The 14985-nt window shown below is 72.4% G+C and carries 14 protein-coding genes; 9 read left to right on the forward strand and 5 right to left on the reverse strand.

The window, feature by feature from the left end:
- The first annotated feature begins 87 nt into the window (after positions 1 to 87).
- On the forward strand, positions 88 to 1329 hold the full coding sequence (locus QLQ12_RS15175; protein ID WP_282760441.1) for an MFS transporter: 1242 nt from the start codon (positions 88 to 90) through the stop codon (positions 1327 to 1329).
- 129 nt (positions 1330 to 1458) lie between these two features.
- On the opposite strand, the gene QLQ12_RS15180 is transcribed toward QLQ12_RS15175, so the two are convergent.
- Entirely contained in the window at positions 1459 to 2727 is a 1269-nt protein-coding gene (locus QLQ12_RS15180) for a serine/threonine-protein kinase (RefSeq protein ID WP_282760443.1), read from the reverse strand.
- A 197-nt stretch (positions 2728 to 2924) separates the two neighbouring features.
- A complete protein-coding gene (locus QLQ12_RS15185; protein ID WP_282760444.1) occupies positions 2925 to 3803 on the reverse strand; it encodes an alpha/beta hydrolase family protein in 879 nt (292 codons plus the stop codon).
- 174 nt (positions 3804 to 3977) lie between these two features.
- On the opposite strand from QLQ12_RS15185, the gene QLQ12_RS15190 reads away from it, so the two are divergent.
- The gene (locus QLQ12_RS15190) at positions 3978 to 6725 is read left to right on the forward strand and encodes a helix-turn-helix transcriptional regulator (protein WP_282760445.1); all 2748 of its coding nucleotides are present in this window, start codon (positions 3978 to 3980) and stop codon (positions 6723 to 6725) included.
- A gap of 28 nt (positions 6726 to 6753) precedes the next feature.
- Here QLQ12_RS15190 and QLQ12_RS15195 read toward each other — a convergent pair whose 3' ends face one another.
- From QLQ12_RS15195 to QLQ12_RS15205, 3 genes are all read right to left on the reverse strand, one after another.
- Complete coding sequence (locus tag QLQ12_RS15195; RefSeq protein ID WP_282760447.1) at positions 6754 to 7170, reverse strand: hypothetical protein; 417 nt, start codon at positions 7168 to 7170, stop codon at positions 6754 to 6756.
- 102 nt (positions 7171 to 7272) lie between these two features.
- Complete coding sequence (locus tag QLQ12_RS15200; RefSeq protein WP_282760449.1) at positions 7273 to 7845, reverse strand: histidine phosphatase family protein; 573 nt, start codon at positions 7843 to 7845, stop codon at positions 7273 to 7275.
- A 62-nt stretch (positions 7846 to 7907) separates the two neighbouring features.
- Entirely contained in the window at positions 7908 to 8186 is a 279-nt protein-coding gene (locus QLQ12_RS15205) for a hypothetical protein (RefSeq protein ID WP_282760451.1), read from the reverse strand.
- Between the two features lie 384 nt (positions 8187 to 8570).
- Between QLQ12_RS15205 and QLQ12_RS15210 the strand changes: the two genes are divergently transcribed.
- From QLQ12_RS15210 to QLQ12_RS15240, 7 genes are all read left to right on the forward strand, one after another.
- Positions 8571 to 9155: a hypothetical protein gene (locus QLQ12_RS15210; protein WP_282760452.1), complete on the forward strand. Its 585-nt coding sequence runs from the start codon at positions 8571 to 8573 to the stop codon at positions 9153 to 9155.
- Positions 9156 to 9293: 138 nt separating this feature from the next.
- Complete coding sequence (locus tag QLQ12_RS15215; RefSeq protein ID WP_282760453.1) at positions 9294 to 9587, forward strand: SAV_915 family protein; 294 nt, start codon at positions 9294 to 9296, stop codon at positions 9585 to 9587.
- Positions 9584 to 9865: a hypothetical protein gene (locus QLQ12_RS15220; protein ID WP_282760454.1), complete on the forward strand. Its 282-nt coding sequence runs from the start codon at positions 9584 to 9586 to the stop codon at positions 9863 to 9865. Before QLQ12_RS15215 ends, QLQ12_RS15220 begins: the two co-directional genes overlap by 4 nt.
- The gene (locus QLQ12_RS15225; protein ID WP_282760455.1) at positions 9865 to 11010 is read left to right on the forward strand and encodes a hypothetical protein; all 1146 of its coding nucleotides are present in this window, start codon (positions 9865 to 9867) and stop codon (positions 11008 to 11010) included. Before QLQ12_RS15220 ends, QLQ12_RS15225 begins: the two co-directional genes overlap by 1 nt.
- A 76-nt stretch (positions 11011 to 11086) precedes the next feature.
- Positions 11087 to 11827, forward strand: a complete 741-nt coding sequence (locus QLQ12_RS15230) for a hypothetical protein (RefSeq protein ID WP_282760456.1) — start codon at positions 11087 to 11089, stop codon at positions 11825 to 11827.
- Positions 11828 to 12028: 201 nt separating this feature from the next.
- Entirely contained in the window at positions 12029 to 12265 is a 237-nt protein-coding gene (locus tag QLQ12_RS15235) for a hypothetical protein (RefSeq protein ID WP_282760458.1), read from the forward strand.
- A gap of 232 nt (positions 12266 to 12497) precedes the next feature.
- On the forward strand, positions 12498 to 14984 hold the full coding sequence (locus QLQ12_RS15240; RefSeq protein WP_282760460.1) for a DEAD/DEAH box helicase: 2487 nt from the start codon (positions 12498 to 12500) through the stop codon (positions 14982 to 14984).
- The last annotated feature ends 1 nt before the right edge of the window (position 14985 follow it).

A 14985-nucleotide genomic window follows, 5' to 3' on the forward strand; every position in this document is an offset into this window, starting at 1 on the left:
ATGGGGGCCCTCCGGCGTGGGCGGCGGGCTGTGATTGCTAGAACGTTCTATTTGTTGACGGACTAGAACGTTCTAAAGTCCGGAGCTGTGGACACGCTTAACGCCGGCCGCCGCTGGGCGGCCCTGCTCGCCCTCTCACTCGGCGGCTTCGGGCTGGGCCTGACCGAGTTCGTGGCCATGGGACTGCTCCCCGAGATCGCCCGGGACCTGGTCCCCGAGGCCCACGCGGCTTCCGTCCCCGACGCCCTCGCCAAGACCGGCTGGATGATCACGATCTACGCGCTGGGCGTGGTCACGGGCGCGCCCACCATCGCGGCGCTGACCGCCCGGACGCCGCGCCGCCGCCTGGTTCTCGGCCTGCTCACCGTCTTCGTGGTGGGCACCGCCGCCTCCGCGCTCGCGCCCACCTTCGAGCTGGTCCTGGCGGCCCGGTTCATCGCGGCGCTGGCACACGGCGCCTACTTCGGAGCGGCCGGCCAGCTCGCCGCGCACATCCTGGGCCCGGGCAACCAGGGCCGGGGCGTGTCGATCGTGATCGGCGGCCTGACCGCGGCGAACCTGCTCGGCGTTCCGCTGATCACGGTGCTCGGGCAGTCGCACGGCTGGCGGGCCGCTTACCTGGCCGTCGCCGCCGTCTTCGCGTTCAGCCTGTTGGCGGTGCTCACGACCGTACCCGAGATGTCGGCCGCGCCCGGCGGGTCACCGCGCGCCGAACTGCGGGCGTTCCGTTCGCCGCAGGTCTGGCTGGTCGCCCTCGCCGTCGGTGTCGGCACCAGCGGCTTCTTCGCCGTGAACAGCTATGTCGCGCCGATCACCACGCATGTGGCCGGCCTGTCCGAGAACACGGTCCCGTGGGTACTGGCCTCGATGGGCCTCGGCATGACCGGCGGCATCGCCCTGGGCGGCATCGCCGCGGACCGCGATCTGCGCCGCAGCGTGCTGTTCGGCTTCGCCGGGCTGATCACCACCGTGGCGTTCTTCGCGGTGGCGGCCGACGGGCCGGCGGGCCTCATCGTCGGCGCGTTCCTGGTCGGCGCGGCCAGTCTCTTCATCATTCCGGCCCTGCAGTCCCGCTTGATCGCGGTGGCTCCGGGCGCCCAGCTCATGGGGGCGGCGGTGAACCAGTCCTCCCTGAACGTCGCCAACAGCATCGGGGCCGCTCTCGGCGGCGCGGTCATCGCCGCGGGCTGGGGATACCTGGCCTCCGCGTGGCTCGGCGTGGCTCTCTCGATCGCCGGCCTGCTGCTGGCGTTGCTCAGTTTCCGCATCGACGCCCGCGCCGCGACCCTGGTCGACGCTTCACGGTTCGAGGCGCCCGCACCCGCTTGAACCGGCTCACAAAACGACGTCCCGCGGTACGAGGCGCCCGCACCCGCCTCAACCGGCTCACAAAACGACGCCCCACGGCATGAGGTGGCCGCACCCGCTCAATCGGCTCGCAAGACGACGGCGTCGGCGCTACACCGGTTCACCGGCCAGGATCCGGTCCATCAAGGGGCGCGGCAGTCCCGGGTTGGCGGCGGCGGATCCGGTGGTCGCCGGGTCGGCGAGCAACTCCAGGACGCGGGCCGTGGTGAGACGTGGGTCGTCGGCCATGCCGGCGCGTACCGACGGATGCTCGTCCCGGCTGAGCCGGTCGATCAGGCCGGCCGGCGCGGTGGGGTCGAACCGGACCAGGACCCGGGCCCGCCAGTCCGGGTCGGATGCGTGGCGCGCGAGGTCCGTACGCGGAAAGGCCGGATGCCGCGGCAGGTCGCCGGCGGTGACCGGCCCGGCCTCCCGATAGGTCCGGACCAGCAGGTCCACCGGGACGGCGGCCTGGTTCTCGCAGAGCAGCAGCCGGACCGCGGGGTCGGGGTCGGCGGCGAGCACGGCGATCAGGCGAGCGGGCAGGCCGGGGTGGCGGGCGGCGCTGCGGCGCAGGCCGGCGTGAGCGGACCGGGCGCAGGCCTCCAGTTCGGCCGGCCCGGCGGCGAGCACCCAGTCCAGCACGGGAACCTCGTCTTCGGGACCGATGTGGTAGTCGATGGCGGTCCGCTGACGTTCGGTGAGTTCGGGCCGCATCGAGACGGCCAGCCGCACCTGCGGTGACGGGTCGCGGGCGAGCGCCGCCACCTGTTCGGCGGGGAGTTCCGGATCGGCGGCGGCCTGGGCCCGGTTCCACGGGGAGAGAGCGGACGCGAAGTGGACGGCCTCGTCGCGCCCCATCGACGTGGGCTCGAACGGTTTGCGGTCGAGGAGGGCCTGGGCGGCCGAGGCGATGCCGCGGTGCGGGTCGCGGGCGAGGAGCGCCACCACCTCGCGGGGTACGCCGGGGACGAAGGTGAGCATGTCGCGGACGACGGGTTCCGGGTGTTCGGCGAGGCGGCGGTACGCCCACTCCGGCAGCGGATCGGCCCAGCGCGACGGCGGTCCCTCGACGACGGCGTGCAGCACCCGGATGCTCAGGTCACCGACGAGGCGGGCGCGTTGTCGGCCGGTGGCGCCGGCGCTCTGGGCCAGGGCCTCGCGGATCTCCGGGCCGGGGTGGGCGGCCAGCGCGTCGAACGTCTCGTCGGTCCACTCCGCACGCGCGGTGAGGTCCCATCGGTCGATCCGTTCGTCGCCGGCGAGCCGCAGCAGCGACTCGGCCGGAAGGGCGGGATTGCGGGCCAGACCGCGCAGCCGTGCCCGGGTGATGTCGGCGGACAGCGTTCCTCCTCGAAGGCCGACGTGACGGGCCGGCACGAGGTTGTGCCGGCGCGAGGATCGACCTTACGGAGCCGCACACCGCCGAGCCAAAAGACGACGCCCGGCCGGTGGGCGAGCAGCACACCGCCGAACCAAACGGCGACGCCCGGCCGGTGGGCGAGCAGCACACCGCCCAGCCGAACGACGACGCCGGGCCGGTGGGTGAGCACCGGCCCGGCCTCGGCCGGCGGCTGCTAGCCGATCGGGCAGGAGCTGCGGTAGTCCGAGATCGCGGTGCCGCTCGGGCCGGGGCAGATGAACGGGGTGTAGCGGGTGTCGTCGTCGACGAACCGCTTCAGCCAGGCCACCGCCTGCACCGCGGTCGGCGTGTTCGTCGACTGCGGGAAGAAGTGACTGGCGTTGTTGAGCTCCAGGTACGCCTTCTCCGCCGACGCCGGGATGCTGTTGTAGAACGGGATCGAGTGCGACGAGACGGACGCGATGCTGTCGCTCTCCCCACCGATGATCAGGGTCGGCACCCGCAGCTCGCTCCAGGTCTTGTCGGTGTTCCACGGGGCCAGCGGCACCGCGGCCTGCAGCGACGGCCGGGAGCTGGCCGCTTCCAGGCTGCCGCCGCCGCCCATCGAGTGCCCGGCGACCGCGAGGCGGCTGGGGTCGATGCGCGACCGCACGGAACTGCGCTGGGTCAGGTGATCGAGCGCGGCGAGGAGCTGGGCGCCACGGGAACCGGGCTGGTCGGAGGTGGTGTTGGTCTCGATGCCGATGACCACGAATCCGTGTGAGGCCAGCCGCGGTCCGAGCCAGGAGATGCTGGACCAGTAGGCGGTGAAGCCCGGCGAGATCGCGATCGCTCCGAAGGTGCCGTCGGCGGTCGTGGTCGGGTAGTAGATCTCGCCGCCGCCGAAGCCGGTGGCCGACAGCCGGGAGACGGAGGTCTGGCTGACGGCGTAGGGCCCGCGGGCGGCCTGCAGTGCGGAGAGCGTCGGGGCCGGGCCCCGCTCGTAGGGGTTGGCGGCCTGCGCGGCGACCGCGCCCGGTCCTGCGACGAGGGCCACCGCGGCGGCGGTGATCAGCAGGCGGCGGGCCCGGGACGGGACGGATGTCCGGTGCACGTCGATTCTCCTAACCTTGGGGGAATCGGATCGACGAGCGCCAGTTTCGACAGGGTCGTGAGGTGCGCGCATCGGTGAAATCACCTGCGTCATTTCATCTGCTCGCAACATCTTGGAAATTTCATTTACCGAAATGGTCTTCCGCCCGAGTCCGGGGCGGGGAACACTCGCCGCATGATTGATGCACCGGCAGTGCAGAAACTTGGGCTCGCCGGGCGTGACGCCGCCCTGGCCGAGATCGACCGCCTGACCTCGGCGGCCGCATCCGGTCGTGGCGGCGCCCTGGTCCTCTCGGCCGGTCCCGGCGAGGGCCGCACCGCCCTGCTGCGTGCCCTCACCGGACGAACCGGCTGGACGGTCCTGACCGCCTCCGGCTACGCCGACGAGCGCGATCTTCCGTACGCGGGCCTGCAAGCCCTGCTCGCACCTCTCGGCGACCGGCTCGCCGAGCTCGCGCCCGCGACACGCGAGGCGCTCTCACGGGCCGGCGACGGCGACCCCGGAGATCCGCTCGCGGCCGGTCTCGCCGCCCTGTCCCTTCTGCGTACGGCCACCCGCACCCGCCCGGTGCTGTGCCTGCTCGACGACGCCCACCTGCTCGACCCGGTCTCGTGGCGGGCGATCGTGTTCGCCGTCCGGCGCCTCGGCGGTGAACGGTTCGCGATCGTCGCCGCGTTCCCGGCCGGCGCCGAACCGCCCGGCCTGCCCGTCCACCGGCTCGCCCCGCTCGACCCGGCGGCCGCCCGGCTACTCCTCGCCGCCCACGCCCCGGACCTGGCCGAGGACGTCGCCGGCACGCTCGCCGAGATCGCCGCCGGGAACCCCGCCGCCCTGATCGACCTGGCCGCGGCGCTCACGCCGGAACAGCGCCGCGGTTACGCGCCCCCGCCGGAGTCGCTGCCGCCGGCCAGCCCTCTGCGCCGCCGCCTCGCCGCCGACCTGGAGGCTCTGCCCGCGCGAACCCGCGAAGTGCTGCTGCTCGCGGCCGCGGCCCCGGACACCGCCCCGGGCACACTGCTGGCCGCCGCCGAACACGGCGTGCCGGAACCATGGACGCCCGAAGCCTCCCGCGACACCGACGCCGGGGCCGGATCGTGGGGGCTCGATGACTTCGCGGCGGCCGAACGGACGGGACTGGTCACCGTCACACCGGCGGGCGTCCGGTTCCGGGGGCCGCTGATGCGCGCGGTCGCGTACACCGCCATGCCGGTCGCCCGCCGCCGGTCGGCGCACGCCGCGCTCGCCGCCGTCCTGGAGGCGCGCGGCGCACGCCTGCCCGCGCTGCTGCATCGCGCCGCCGCGACCGCCGGCCCGGACGCGGCGCTCGCCCGGGACCTGGCGCGGGCCGCGCGGACCGCCGATCCGGCGGTGGCGACACAGGCGCGACGGTACGCGGCCGGCCTCTGCCCCACCCCCGCCGAGCAGGCCGGACTGTTCCTGGACGCGGCCCGGTCGGCGTGGCTGGCCGGACGCCCGCACCAGGCCGGCATGCTGATCCGGAGGATCCCGGCGGCCGGGGGCACGGCCCGGGTCCGCGCCCGAGGCCTGACCGCCGAGATGAGCCTGTCCGAGGGCCGTCCCGGCGCCCGCGACATGCTGCTGGACGTGGCCGCCGAACTCGCCGAGAGCGACCCCGGCACCGCCCTGGAAGCCCTGGCTCTGGCCGGGGAGGCCGCCTGCCGGCCCGATGAGCAGGACCGGTACGCGGCCCTGGCCCGCCGGGTGGCCGCCGAACAGCGCGGGGACGAGCCGCCGGCCGTGGCGCTCACCTTCCACCACGTCGCCGGACTGGCCCGCATCGCCGCCCACGACGAGCCGGGCTCGTTCGCCCCGTTGCGGCAGGCCGTCGCGCTGGCCGACCGGGTCGCCGAACCGGGACCCCTGCTGCGGGCGGCGACCGCCGGCATCCTGACCGGCGACGCCCGCCGCGCCGCCGCCCTGGCCGGCCGCGCCGCGGTGCTGGCCCGCGAGTCCGGCGCGTCCGTGCTCGTGCCGCAAGCCCTGGAACTCGCCGCCCTGGCCGCGATGGCGTCCGGCGACTACACCGCGGCCGGGGAGGCCGCCCTGGACGGCGCGGCCGTCGCCCGCGGCACCGGCCAGCCCGTGCTGGCCGGTGCCCACCTGGCGGTCCTCGCCGTGCTGGCCGCCCTGGTCGGCGACCGGGACACCGCGCTGCACCGGATCGCGTCCGCCGGCGACGGCCCGTCCCGGCCGCTGTGCGAATGGGCTCTGGCGCTGCTCGACCTGGTCGACGGCCGCCGCCCGGCCGCCGCCGAACGTCTGCTGGCCGTGGTCGCCGGGCCGCCGGGCCCCGGTACGGCGCTGCTGCGGGTCGCGGTGGTGCCGCACCTGCTGGAAGCCGCCGCGCAGACCGGGGCACGGGCGGCGGTGGAGCCGGTGGCGATCGCGTTCGACCGGTGGGCCGGCCACACCGGGCAGCCCGGTTGGCTCGCGCTGCGGGACCGCTGCCGGGCGCTGCGCGCCGACGACGGCGAGGCGGCGGCCGGGCATTTCGACGCGGCGCTCGGCCACGACGGGGAAGCCGGGTTCCCACGGGCGCACACCGAGTTGCTTTACGGGCGGCTGCTGCGGCGTCGGCGGCGCAACGTGGAGGCGCGCACCCACCTGCGGCGGGCCGCCGAGACGTTCCAGTCACTGGACGCCGGCCCGTGGGCGGCCCAGAGCGTCCGGGAGCTGCGGGCCGCCGGCGAGCGCGTCGAGGCGCCGGCGCCGGCCGGGCCGGCGCTCACCGCCCAGCAGGAACGCATCGCCTCGCTGGTGGCCGGCGGCGCCACCAATCGGGAGGTGGCTCAGGAGATGCACCTGAGCCCGCGCACCGTGGACCATCACCTGCGCAACGTCTTCGCCCGCCTGGGCGTGCGCTCCCGCACCGAGATGGCGCGTCTGCTCACCGCCCGCTGACGAACCCCGTGAGCGTCCGGCCGCCTGATCATTCCCGGGGAAGGTCGAGGTCCGCCCAGCGCTCGGCGAGTTGACGGCGGCGGCAGGCGACCAGGTGGCCGGCGAGGATGCCCGGGTGGCCACCGCGCACGCACACGTCGGCGCCCGCCGTGAGGACGCCCGAGACCAGTTCGGCCGCGGCCCAGTCGTCGATCAGAGCGATGATCCGGGTGACCGCGGGCAGCACCGACCGGGCCAGCCGCACGTCGGGCACGGTCGCGCCGCTGAGCACCACCAGCTCGCCCGGCCGGACGGCGTCGAGGCCGGGCACCAGCCGCGTCTCCCAGCCGGACGGCAGGTGCTGCGGCAGGCCGGCGACCCGGCTCCGCGCGCCCAGAACGGCCACCACGGGGTGGGCGGCGGGCGCGTTCCGGTGGTCCGTGTCCGGTTCGATCTGCACAAGCATGGTGGTGTCCCTTCACTGATCCCTCGTGTGACCTCCACGATTCGCCCCGGGGCTGTGCGTCACCATGTGCGTATCCTGTGCGTTCGTTGGCAGCGGCGGCCCTCAGGCGGGCGCGTTCCAGGTGGTCAGCACCGGGTCGTCGCCGTGCTCGAAGCCCAGCGCCGAATAGGTCGCGGTGTCGAGCTTGAGCAGGCCACCAGCGGCCGGGGGCAACCCGATCCAGCGGGCGCCGGCCACCCGCAGGCAGTGCCCGTGCCCGACCAGGGCCACGTCGCCGTCGGCGAGGAACCCACGGGCCCGGTCGAGCACCCGGTCCAGGCGTTCACCCGTCTGCTCGGGCGACTCGCCGCCGGGGCAGCCGTCGGTCCACAGCGACCAGCCGGGCCGCCCGGAACGGATCTCGGGCGTGGTGATGCCCTCGTAGTCGCCGTAGTTCCACTCGGCCAGATCCTCGGTCACCTCGGTGACCGCGAGCCCGGCCAGCTCCGCGGTGTGCAGGGCCCGCCTGCGGGGGCTGGCGAGAACGGCCGCGAACACGCGACCGGCGATCCGCTCACCGGCGGCACGCGCCTGCCGCTCACCCTCCACGGTCAACGGCAGATCGGTGTACGACGTGTGCCTGCCATTGGCACTCCACTCCGTCTGCCCGTGCCGGATCAGCACGATCTCCGCCATGTGGCCTCCTCGTCGCCCCGATGTCTACCCCGTAGCGGCATTCTCCACCGGGGGACGCGGGATCAAGGACGGGCGTCCCAGGGGACGTCGAGAGGGTGCCGTTGCTCGTCGCGGGCGGCGATCTGCTCCAGAGCCCGCAGGTACTGCGACCGGGAGATCTCACCGCCGACCAACTGGCCGGCGAGGACACCCTCGAGACTGGTGGGCAACGACGGCGGGGCGTGGCCGCCGGTCCCCGGAAGGCCGCTCTCCCCGGTTCCGCCGCGATCCTCCCGGGCGGGCCAGAAGGCCAGCGCCGCGGCGACGATCAGGCCCAGGGTCGCCACCAGCAGAACCACCATCGGCAACACCTCCTCCTCAGCACTCCCGTGTGACATCTTCGTCACCCACAGCAATGATCGACAGGCGAAGTCCAAAAGATCCTTTTCGACACACCGGCGGGCAGCCCTTCGCCGATGACTGCCGGCCTGGGTCGCCGCTGTCGACCGCCGGTGGCCCGAGGTGCGGGACGGACCTCCGCCCGGGAAGACGCTCCAGGCTCCGCGGTGGCGTCCACCTCGCGCGGCGGCCACGGATCGCCGGTCGGGCAGCCGTACGCGATCGAAGGTCTTAGGTCCCGATCCGGGCGGGTCCTCCGCGAGCGAAGGAGGGGGTTTTCGGCACGGTCGCTCACGGCGGCGCAGGCGGAGAGTCAGCGGTGAGGGAAACGCCTGAGAGAGGATCTGATGGCCACCGTCGGCCGCACGAACATCGCCCCGTCGGAGCACGTCGAGGCGCCCGGCTCGCCGCTCGGCCGCACTGCCGCCCGGGTGCTGGCGGTGCTGCGGATCAGCACCGGTCTCATCTTTCTCTGGGCCTTTCTGGACGAGGCTTTCGGCCTCGGCTACTCGACTCCGGGCGAGCGGGCCTGGATCAACGGAGGATCGCCGACCAGGGGGTTCCTCTCGGGGGTCGAGGTCGGGCCGTTCCAGGACGCCTTCCGCGCCATCGCCGGCGCCGCCTGGGCGGACCGGCTGTTCATGCTGGGCCCGCTCGGGGTCGGCGTCGCGCTGATCCTCGGCATCGGTCTGCGGGCCGCCGCGGTCGCCGCCGGCCTGATGATGGCGTTCATGTGGATCGCCGAGTGGCCGCCCGCGCGGCAGACCAGCGGCGGCGAGGCGACGCGGTCCAGCAACCCGCTCGTCGACTACCACGTGATCTACGGTCTCGCGGCGGCGGTGCTGGCGGTGACCTACGCCGGCCACACCTGGGGCCTGGGCCGCCGGTGGGCGAGGCTGCCGATCGTCCGCGCGAACCGCTGGCTCATCTGACACCCCACCCCCTCAGCCCGGCCGGGAGCCCCTCGGCCGGGCTTCGCACGTCCGGTGGTCAGATCAAGGACTCATCGGGATCTTTGAGGGTGACGGACAGTAGCGTCCGGGGTCGCAGCCGGATGATCGGAGACCGCGATGACCGCCGAGGCCAGCCTGCCGCCGTACGTCTACGTGCCGTGCTCGCCGGTCCAGCCGGGCGACACCGACCTGACCGTGGACCTGCGCCGCACCCAGGCCGGGCAGGTGGCGCTGCTGGTCTACTCGGCCCTGGATCGTCTCGTCGACTGCTGCGGCGAGGGCCAGCCGTGGACCGCTCAGCCCTCCACCGAACTGGAGAGAATCCAGGAAGCGACCGGCTTCGAACTGATCTTGCTCGATGTGCGTATACCCGAGCATCTGCGGCGGAACGCGGAGGGAGAGCCGTCATGAGCGATCGTCTGGACGTCGACCCGGCCATGCTCGACGCCATCGCCGATCAGCTGACACGAGCGGGAGCCAACGTCGACGCGACCGGCAAATCCGCTCCCCCGCCACCGGACGCGGGACTCGCCACCGGGCTCATCACCGGCGTGCTCGCCCGACTGTGCGGCAACGCCGCGCAACTCGCCGGCGACCTTCGCACGGCCGGATCCCGGGTCACCGAGGCCAACCAGATGTACGCCCGCGAGGACGCCGCATCGGGACAGAGCATTCGCGGGGCGTCCTGATGCCGATCGACACCCGACTCGACGGCCGGCCGGAGCAGGTGCACGCCACCGCCCGCTGGCTGCGCGACCAGCTGGCGTTCGAGGTCGGCGCCGGGGTCGCCGCCATGAACTCCGCCCGCTCCAGCGCCGCCGGCGGCTGGCTGGGCGCCGCCGGCACCGCCTTTCAGGACCGGATGGCCACGAACGCGACCGCTGCCGGCGAATTGCGCGCCGGCATCGAACGGACCGCGAACAACCTCACCGAGTACGCGAACCAGCTCGCCGTCGCGCAGCAGCACATGGCCAACGCCAGGGAGATCGCGGCGAACGGCGGCCTGGCTGTCGACGGCTTCATGATCGGCGAGCCGGGCACCGTGCCGACCGCTCCGGACGCTGCGGCGACCCCGGCGATACTCACCGCGCACACCGATGCGGTCGCCGCCCACCAGCGGCAGGTGGACGCCTACATCCTGGCCGAAGGCGAGGCCCGCAAAGGAAACGCCGGGGTCCGGTTCCTCGCCGACGTCGGCAAGAACATCTACGACGATGTGACACAGAAATGGTTCTTCGCCAGCGGCGACATGACCAACGGGGTCTACGGCGGCTTCCTCAAGCAGCACATCGACATCCTCAACAAGAACGCCGCGGCGACCCTGGAGCAGGTCAAGAAGCTAGAGGGGCACTACCTGAAATCACAGGGTGGGTCTCCCCACTCCAAGTCACTCGTCAAGCTGCTCTCCGAGCAGACCCTTGAAGCTAAGGCCGCCGAGGCCAGAGCCACCTCGCTCAGCATGCGCTTCGCCAAGAAGGTGCCCCTCATCGGATACGCGATCACGGCAGCCGGCGTCGGGTACGACATCCAGCACGGCAAGCCGGCGGTGAAAGCGATCGCGTCCGGCGTGGCCAGCATTGGCGGATCGATCCTCGGCGGCATGGCCGCCGGTGGCCTCGCCGGGACGATGGGTGCCGGCCCGGTCGGCACCGTGGTCGGCGTGGCGGTCGGAGGTGTCGTCGGCGGCCTGGTCGGGAGCGGTATCACGGACGCCGTGTACGACCGGCTGCCGGAAGGAGTGAAAGACGCCTTCAACGACGGGCAGGCCGTTGTCGGCCGGGCCGTCGGTGAGGTCGGGGACGACGCTCAGAAACTCTGGAACAAGATCTTTTAGGGGGATCACGATGTCCGAGGAATCCCCCTGGAAAGGGGCGGGCCCGGGAGGCGGGCTCAAGTTCGCGGTCGTGTCGATGACGCTTCTGACTGCGGCGGCCACGATCTACGCGGTTCTCGCCGCGGTGGACGGCGACCTCATCGGCGCGCTCGGGCTCGGGGCCGGGGCCGTCTTCCTCGGCCATCTCATTGGTCTGTGTGTGCGCATGTGGTGGCGACCGCGTCGGCGGAACGCCTCGCCCGAACCGGCCGCTGGTGGCGTGCTGTTCCGCTATTCCGGATGGACCTACTACTGGGCGGCGAGCTTCCTGGTGCTGATGGTGCTGGCACTGCTGCTCGGCGGCCTGAGCTTCTGGTCCGCCGGCGATGGGCCGGTGAGCATCGTCGTGGCGGTCCTCGCGTCGGCCGCCGCCTTACTGTTCAGCTGGGCACTGGTACGGCTGTTCTACGGCGGGCTCGGCTGGCTCCGGCTCACCCCGGACGGGCTCGAGCACCACGGCCCGGGATTCACCCACCGCCTTCCCTGGAGCTCGGTCACCGACGTCGCGGCCGCGAAGGCCGGAGAATCACCGCTCATCCTCGTCCTGCCGACGGCGTCGGACACGGTGGACGTGACCTTCGCCCTGCCCACTCGGGTCAAGGCTCGCAAGGATCTGCTTCTGCCGTCGATGGCGATCAGAGGGATGTGGCTCGCCGACGACCCGGCGGTCGTCTACCACACGCTGTGCCACTATCACGTCAACCCGGAGCACCGAGTGGAGTTGTCGACCGGGGCCGCTATCGATCGCGTCCGCCAGCGCCGCTTCCTTCTCCGCTGACGCGATGCCGGTAACGGCACTACCTGGTCAATTCCGCCACCGGACCGAGCGCGGTGCGTGAGCCGCCTTAGACCGCACCCGGCAGCTGCACGTGCCTGGACGGAGCGTGACGGTGGGTTGTGAAGAATTCTCGGTGTGTGGTTGAACCGGTGCGAGCGGTGGCGGGTACATCCGGGAGTCCGTCTCGGAAAGGCTAGAACCATGACTGATCGACTGCCCGTCGACCCGGCGTCGCTCGAAGGGATCGCCGGTGCCGGCGCGCCCGCGGCGTCCGGCGCCGACACCCCCATCTTCAACGAGCTTCTCGCCCGTCACACGCTCGACGCCACCGGCCTCGCCGCTGGGCTCGGCGCGGCGGCGGCGCGGGTGGTGCAGGGCGGTCAGACCTATGCCGATGAGGATCTCAGCAGAGTCCGCGACGTCAGCGGAGGCCGGTGATGTCCCACGTCGGCCGGCGGGTCAGAGGCCGGGTTGTCGGCGATCCCGCCGCGGGTCCGGTCGTGCTACAACCCGATCGCAACCGTCGCCGCAACCGTGGGCGGGCAGAGTGCGGCCCATGCGCAGAATCGTAGCGATCATCGCCGTGGTCGCCGCCTTCGTGACTCTGGCCGGCGGTATCGCCGGTCCCCTGTACGCCGCGTTCGGGTCGAGCTGACACACTTGACCGATCATGACGCTGACCGATCGCATCCCGGGCTCCCCCGAACCTGACGCTGTCTTCGACGCCTTTCAATCGTGGGTGACGGAGCAGGGCCTGACCCTGTACCCGCATCAGGAGGAGGCGCTGATCGAGGTCGCGACCGGCGCCAACGTCATCCTGAACACGCCGACCGGCTCCGGTAAGAGCCTGGTCGCGACCGGCGCGCACTTCGCCGCGCTGGCGAGCAACCGGACCACCTTCTACACGGCGCCGATCAAGGCGCTGGTGAGTGAGAAGTTCTTCGCCCTGTGCGCGACCTTCGGCGCGCAGAACGTGGGCATGCTGACCGGTGACGCGAGCGTGAACGCCGACGCCCCGATCATCTGCTGCACCGCGGAGATCCTGGCGAACCTGGCGTTGCGTGAGGGCGCGGACGCCGACGTCGGCCAGGTCGTGATGGACGAGTTCCACTTCTATGCCGAGCCGGACCGGGGCTGGGCGTGGCAGGTGCCGCTGATCGAGCTGCCGCAGGCGCAGTTCATCCTGATGTCGGCGACACTGGGTGACACGACCCGGTTCGTGGACGATCTGTCGAAGCGGACCGGGCGGGACACCGCGGTGGTCAGCAGCGTGGACCGGCCCGTTCCGCTGATCTTCGAGTACGCGATGACGCCGCTGCACGAGACGATCGAGGAACTGCTGAACACCAAGCAGGCGCCGGTCTACATCGTGCACTTCACGCAGATGGCGGCGCTGGAGCGGGCCCAGGCGCTGATGAGCATCAACATGAGCACGCGGGCGGAGAAGGACGCGATCGCCGCGGCGATCGGCAACTTCCGGTTCACGGCGGGCTTCGGGCGGACGCTGTCGCGGCTGGTCCGGCACGGCATCGGGGTGCACCACGCGGGCATGCTGCCGAAGTACCGCCGCCTGGTGGAGACGCTGGCGCAGGCCGGCCTGCTGAAGGTCATCTGCGGCACGGACACTCTGGGCGTCGGTATCAACGTGCCGATCCGCACGGTCCTGTTCACCGGCCTGTCGAAGTATGACGGTGTGAAGACGCGCCTGCTGAAGGCCCGTGAGTTCCACCAGATCGCGGGCCGCGCGGGCCGGGCCGGTTACGACACCATCGGCACCGTGATCGTGCAGGCGCCGGAGCATGTGATCGACAACGAGCGGATGCTGACGAAGGCCGGCGACGACCCGAAGAAGCGCCGCAAGGTGGTCCGGAAGAAGCCGCCGGAGGGGCAGATCGGCTGGGGCCGGCCCACGTTCGACCGCCTGGTCGAGGCCGAGCCGGAGCCGCTGACGTCGTCGTTCCAGGTCAGTCACGCGATGCTGCTGAACGTGATGAACCGGCCCGGTGACCCGTACCCGGCGATGAAGCATCTGCTCACCGAGAACCACGAGGAGCGCCCGGCGCAGCGCAAGCACATCCGCCGGGCGGTCGGTATCGCCCGCGCCCTGATCGCCGGCGGCGTCATCGAGCGAAGCGACACCGGCACGTACCGGCTCGTCGAGGATCTTCAGCTGGACTTCGCGCTGAACCAGGCGCTGTCGCCGTTCGCCCTGGCCAGCCTGGAGCTGCTGGACCGGGAGGCGCCGGAGTACCCGCTCGATGTGGTGTCGGTGATCGAGTCGACGCTGGAGGACCCCCGGCAGATCGTGTCGGAGCAGCGGAAGAAGGCGCGCGGCGAGGCGATCAACGCGATGAAGGCCGAGGGCATCGAGTATGAGGAGCGCATGCAGCTCCTGGAGGATGTGACCTGGCCGCAGCCGTTGAAGGAGCTGCTGGACGCGGCGTACGAGACGTACCGGCGCGGCCACCCGTGGGTCGCCGACTACGAGCTGAAGCCGAAGTCGGTGGTCCGCGACATGTACGAGCGGGCCATGACGTTCACCGAGTACGTCTCGTTCTACGGCCTGTCCCGGTCCGAGGGCCTCGTGCTGCGCTATCTGGCCGACGCCTACCGGGCGTTGCGGCAGACGGTCCCGGAGGACGCCCGCACCGAGGAGCTGACCGACCTGATCGAGTGGCTCGGCGAGCTGGTGCGGCAGGTCGACTCCAGCCTGCTCGACGAGTGGGCGCGGCTGCAGAACCCGGGCGCCGAGATCACCGAGGCGCGGCTGGACGACAAGCCGCCGGCGGTCACCCGTAACGCCCGCGCGTTCCGGGTGCTGGTGCGCAACGCCATGTTCCGGCGGGTGGAGCTGGCCGCGTTGCGCCGCTGGGACCTGCTGGGCGAGATGGACGCCGAGCACGGGTGGACCTCGGAGCGCTGGCAGAAGGCGATCGGAGAGTACTACGAGGAGTACGACGAACTGGGCACCGGCTCGTCGGCGCGCGGCCCGTCGTTCCTGCACATCGACCAGGGCGCGGAGGTGTGGACGGTGCGGCAGGTCTTCGAGGACCCGGCCGGCGACCACGACTGGGGCATCGAGGCGACCGTCGACCTGGCCGAGTCGGACGAGATCGGCAGCGCGGCGATCACGGTGACGGCGGTGGGCCCGCACTGAG

The sequence above is a fragment of the Actinoplanes sandaracinus genome, assembly GCF_030009775.1.
GTDB classification, from domain to species: domain Bacteria; phylum Actinomycetota; class Actinomycetes; order Mycobacteriales; family Micromonosporaceae; genus Actinoplanes; species Actinoplanes sandaracinus.

What these genes read in the sequence shown, in the direction of transcription:
- QLQ12_RS15190 (WP_282760445.1), top strand. Translation starts at nt 3,978, where the DNA reads ATGATTGATGCACCGGCAGTGCAGAAACTTGGGCTCGCCGGGCGTGAC.
- QLQ12_RS15195 (WP_282760447.1), bottom strand. Translation starts at nt 7,170, where the DNA reads ATGCTTGTGCAGATCGAACCGGACACGGACCACCGGAACGCGCCCGCC.
- QLQ12_RS15200 (WP_282760449.1), bottom strand. Translation starts at nt 7,845, where the DNA reads ATGGCGGAGATCGTGCTGATCCGGCACGGGCAGACGGAGTGGAGTGCC.
- QLQ12_RS15205 (WP_282760451.1), bottom strand. Translation starts at nt 8,186, where the DNA reads ATGGTGGTTCTGCTGGTGGCGACCCTGGGCCTGATCGTCGCCGCGGCG.
- QLQ12_RS15210 (WP_282760452.1), top strand. Translation starts at nt 8,571, where the DNA reads ATGGCCACCGTCGGCCGCACGAACATCGCCCCGTCGGAGCACGTCGAG.
- QLQ12_RS15215 (WP_282760453.1), top strand. Translation starts at nt 9,294, where the DNA reads ATGACCGCCGAGGCCAGCCTGCCGCCGTACGTCTACGTGCCGTGCTCG.
- QLQ12_RS15220 (WP_282760454.1), top strand. Translation starts at nt 9,584, where the DNA reads ATGAGCGATCGTCTGGACGTCGACCCGGCCATGCTCGACGCCATCGCC.
- QLQ12_RS15225 (WP_282760455.1), top strand. Translation starts at nt 9,865, where the DNA reads ATGCCGATCGACACCCGACTCGACGGCCGGCCGGAGCAGGTGCACGCC.
- QLQ12_RS15230 (WP_282760456.1), top strand. Translation starts at nt 11,087, where the DNA reads ATGACGCTTCTGACTGCGGCGGCCACGATCTACGCGGTTCTCGCCGCG.
- QLQ12_RS15235 (WP_282760458.1), top strand. Translation starts at nt 12,029, where the DNA reads ATGACTGATCGACTGCCCGTCGACCCGGCGTCGCTCGAAGGGATCGCC.
- QLQ12_RS15240 (WP_282760460.1), top strand. Translation starts at nt 12,498, where the DNA reads ATGACGCTGACCGATCGCATCCCGGGCTCCCCCGAACCTGACGCTGTC.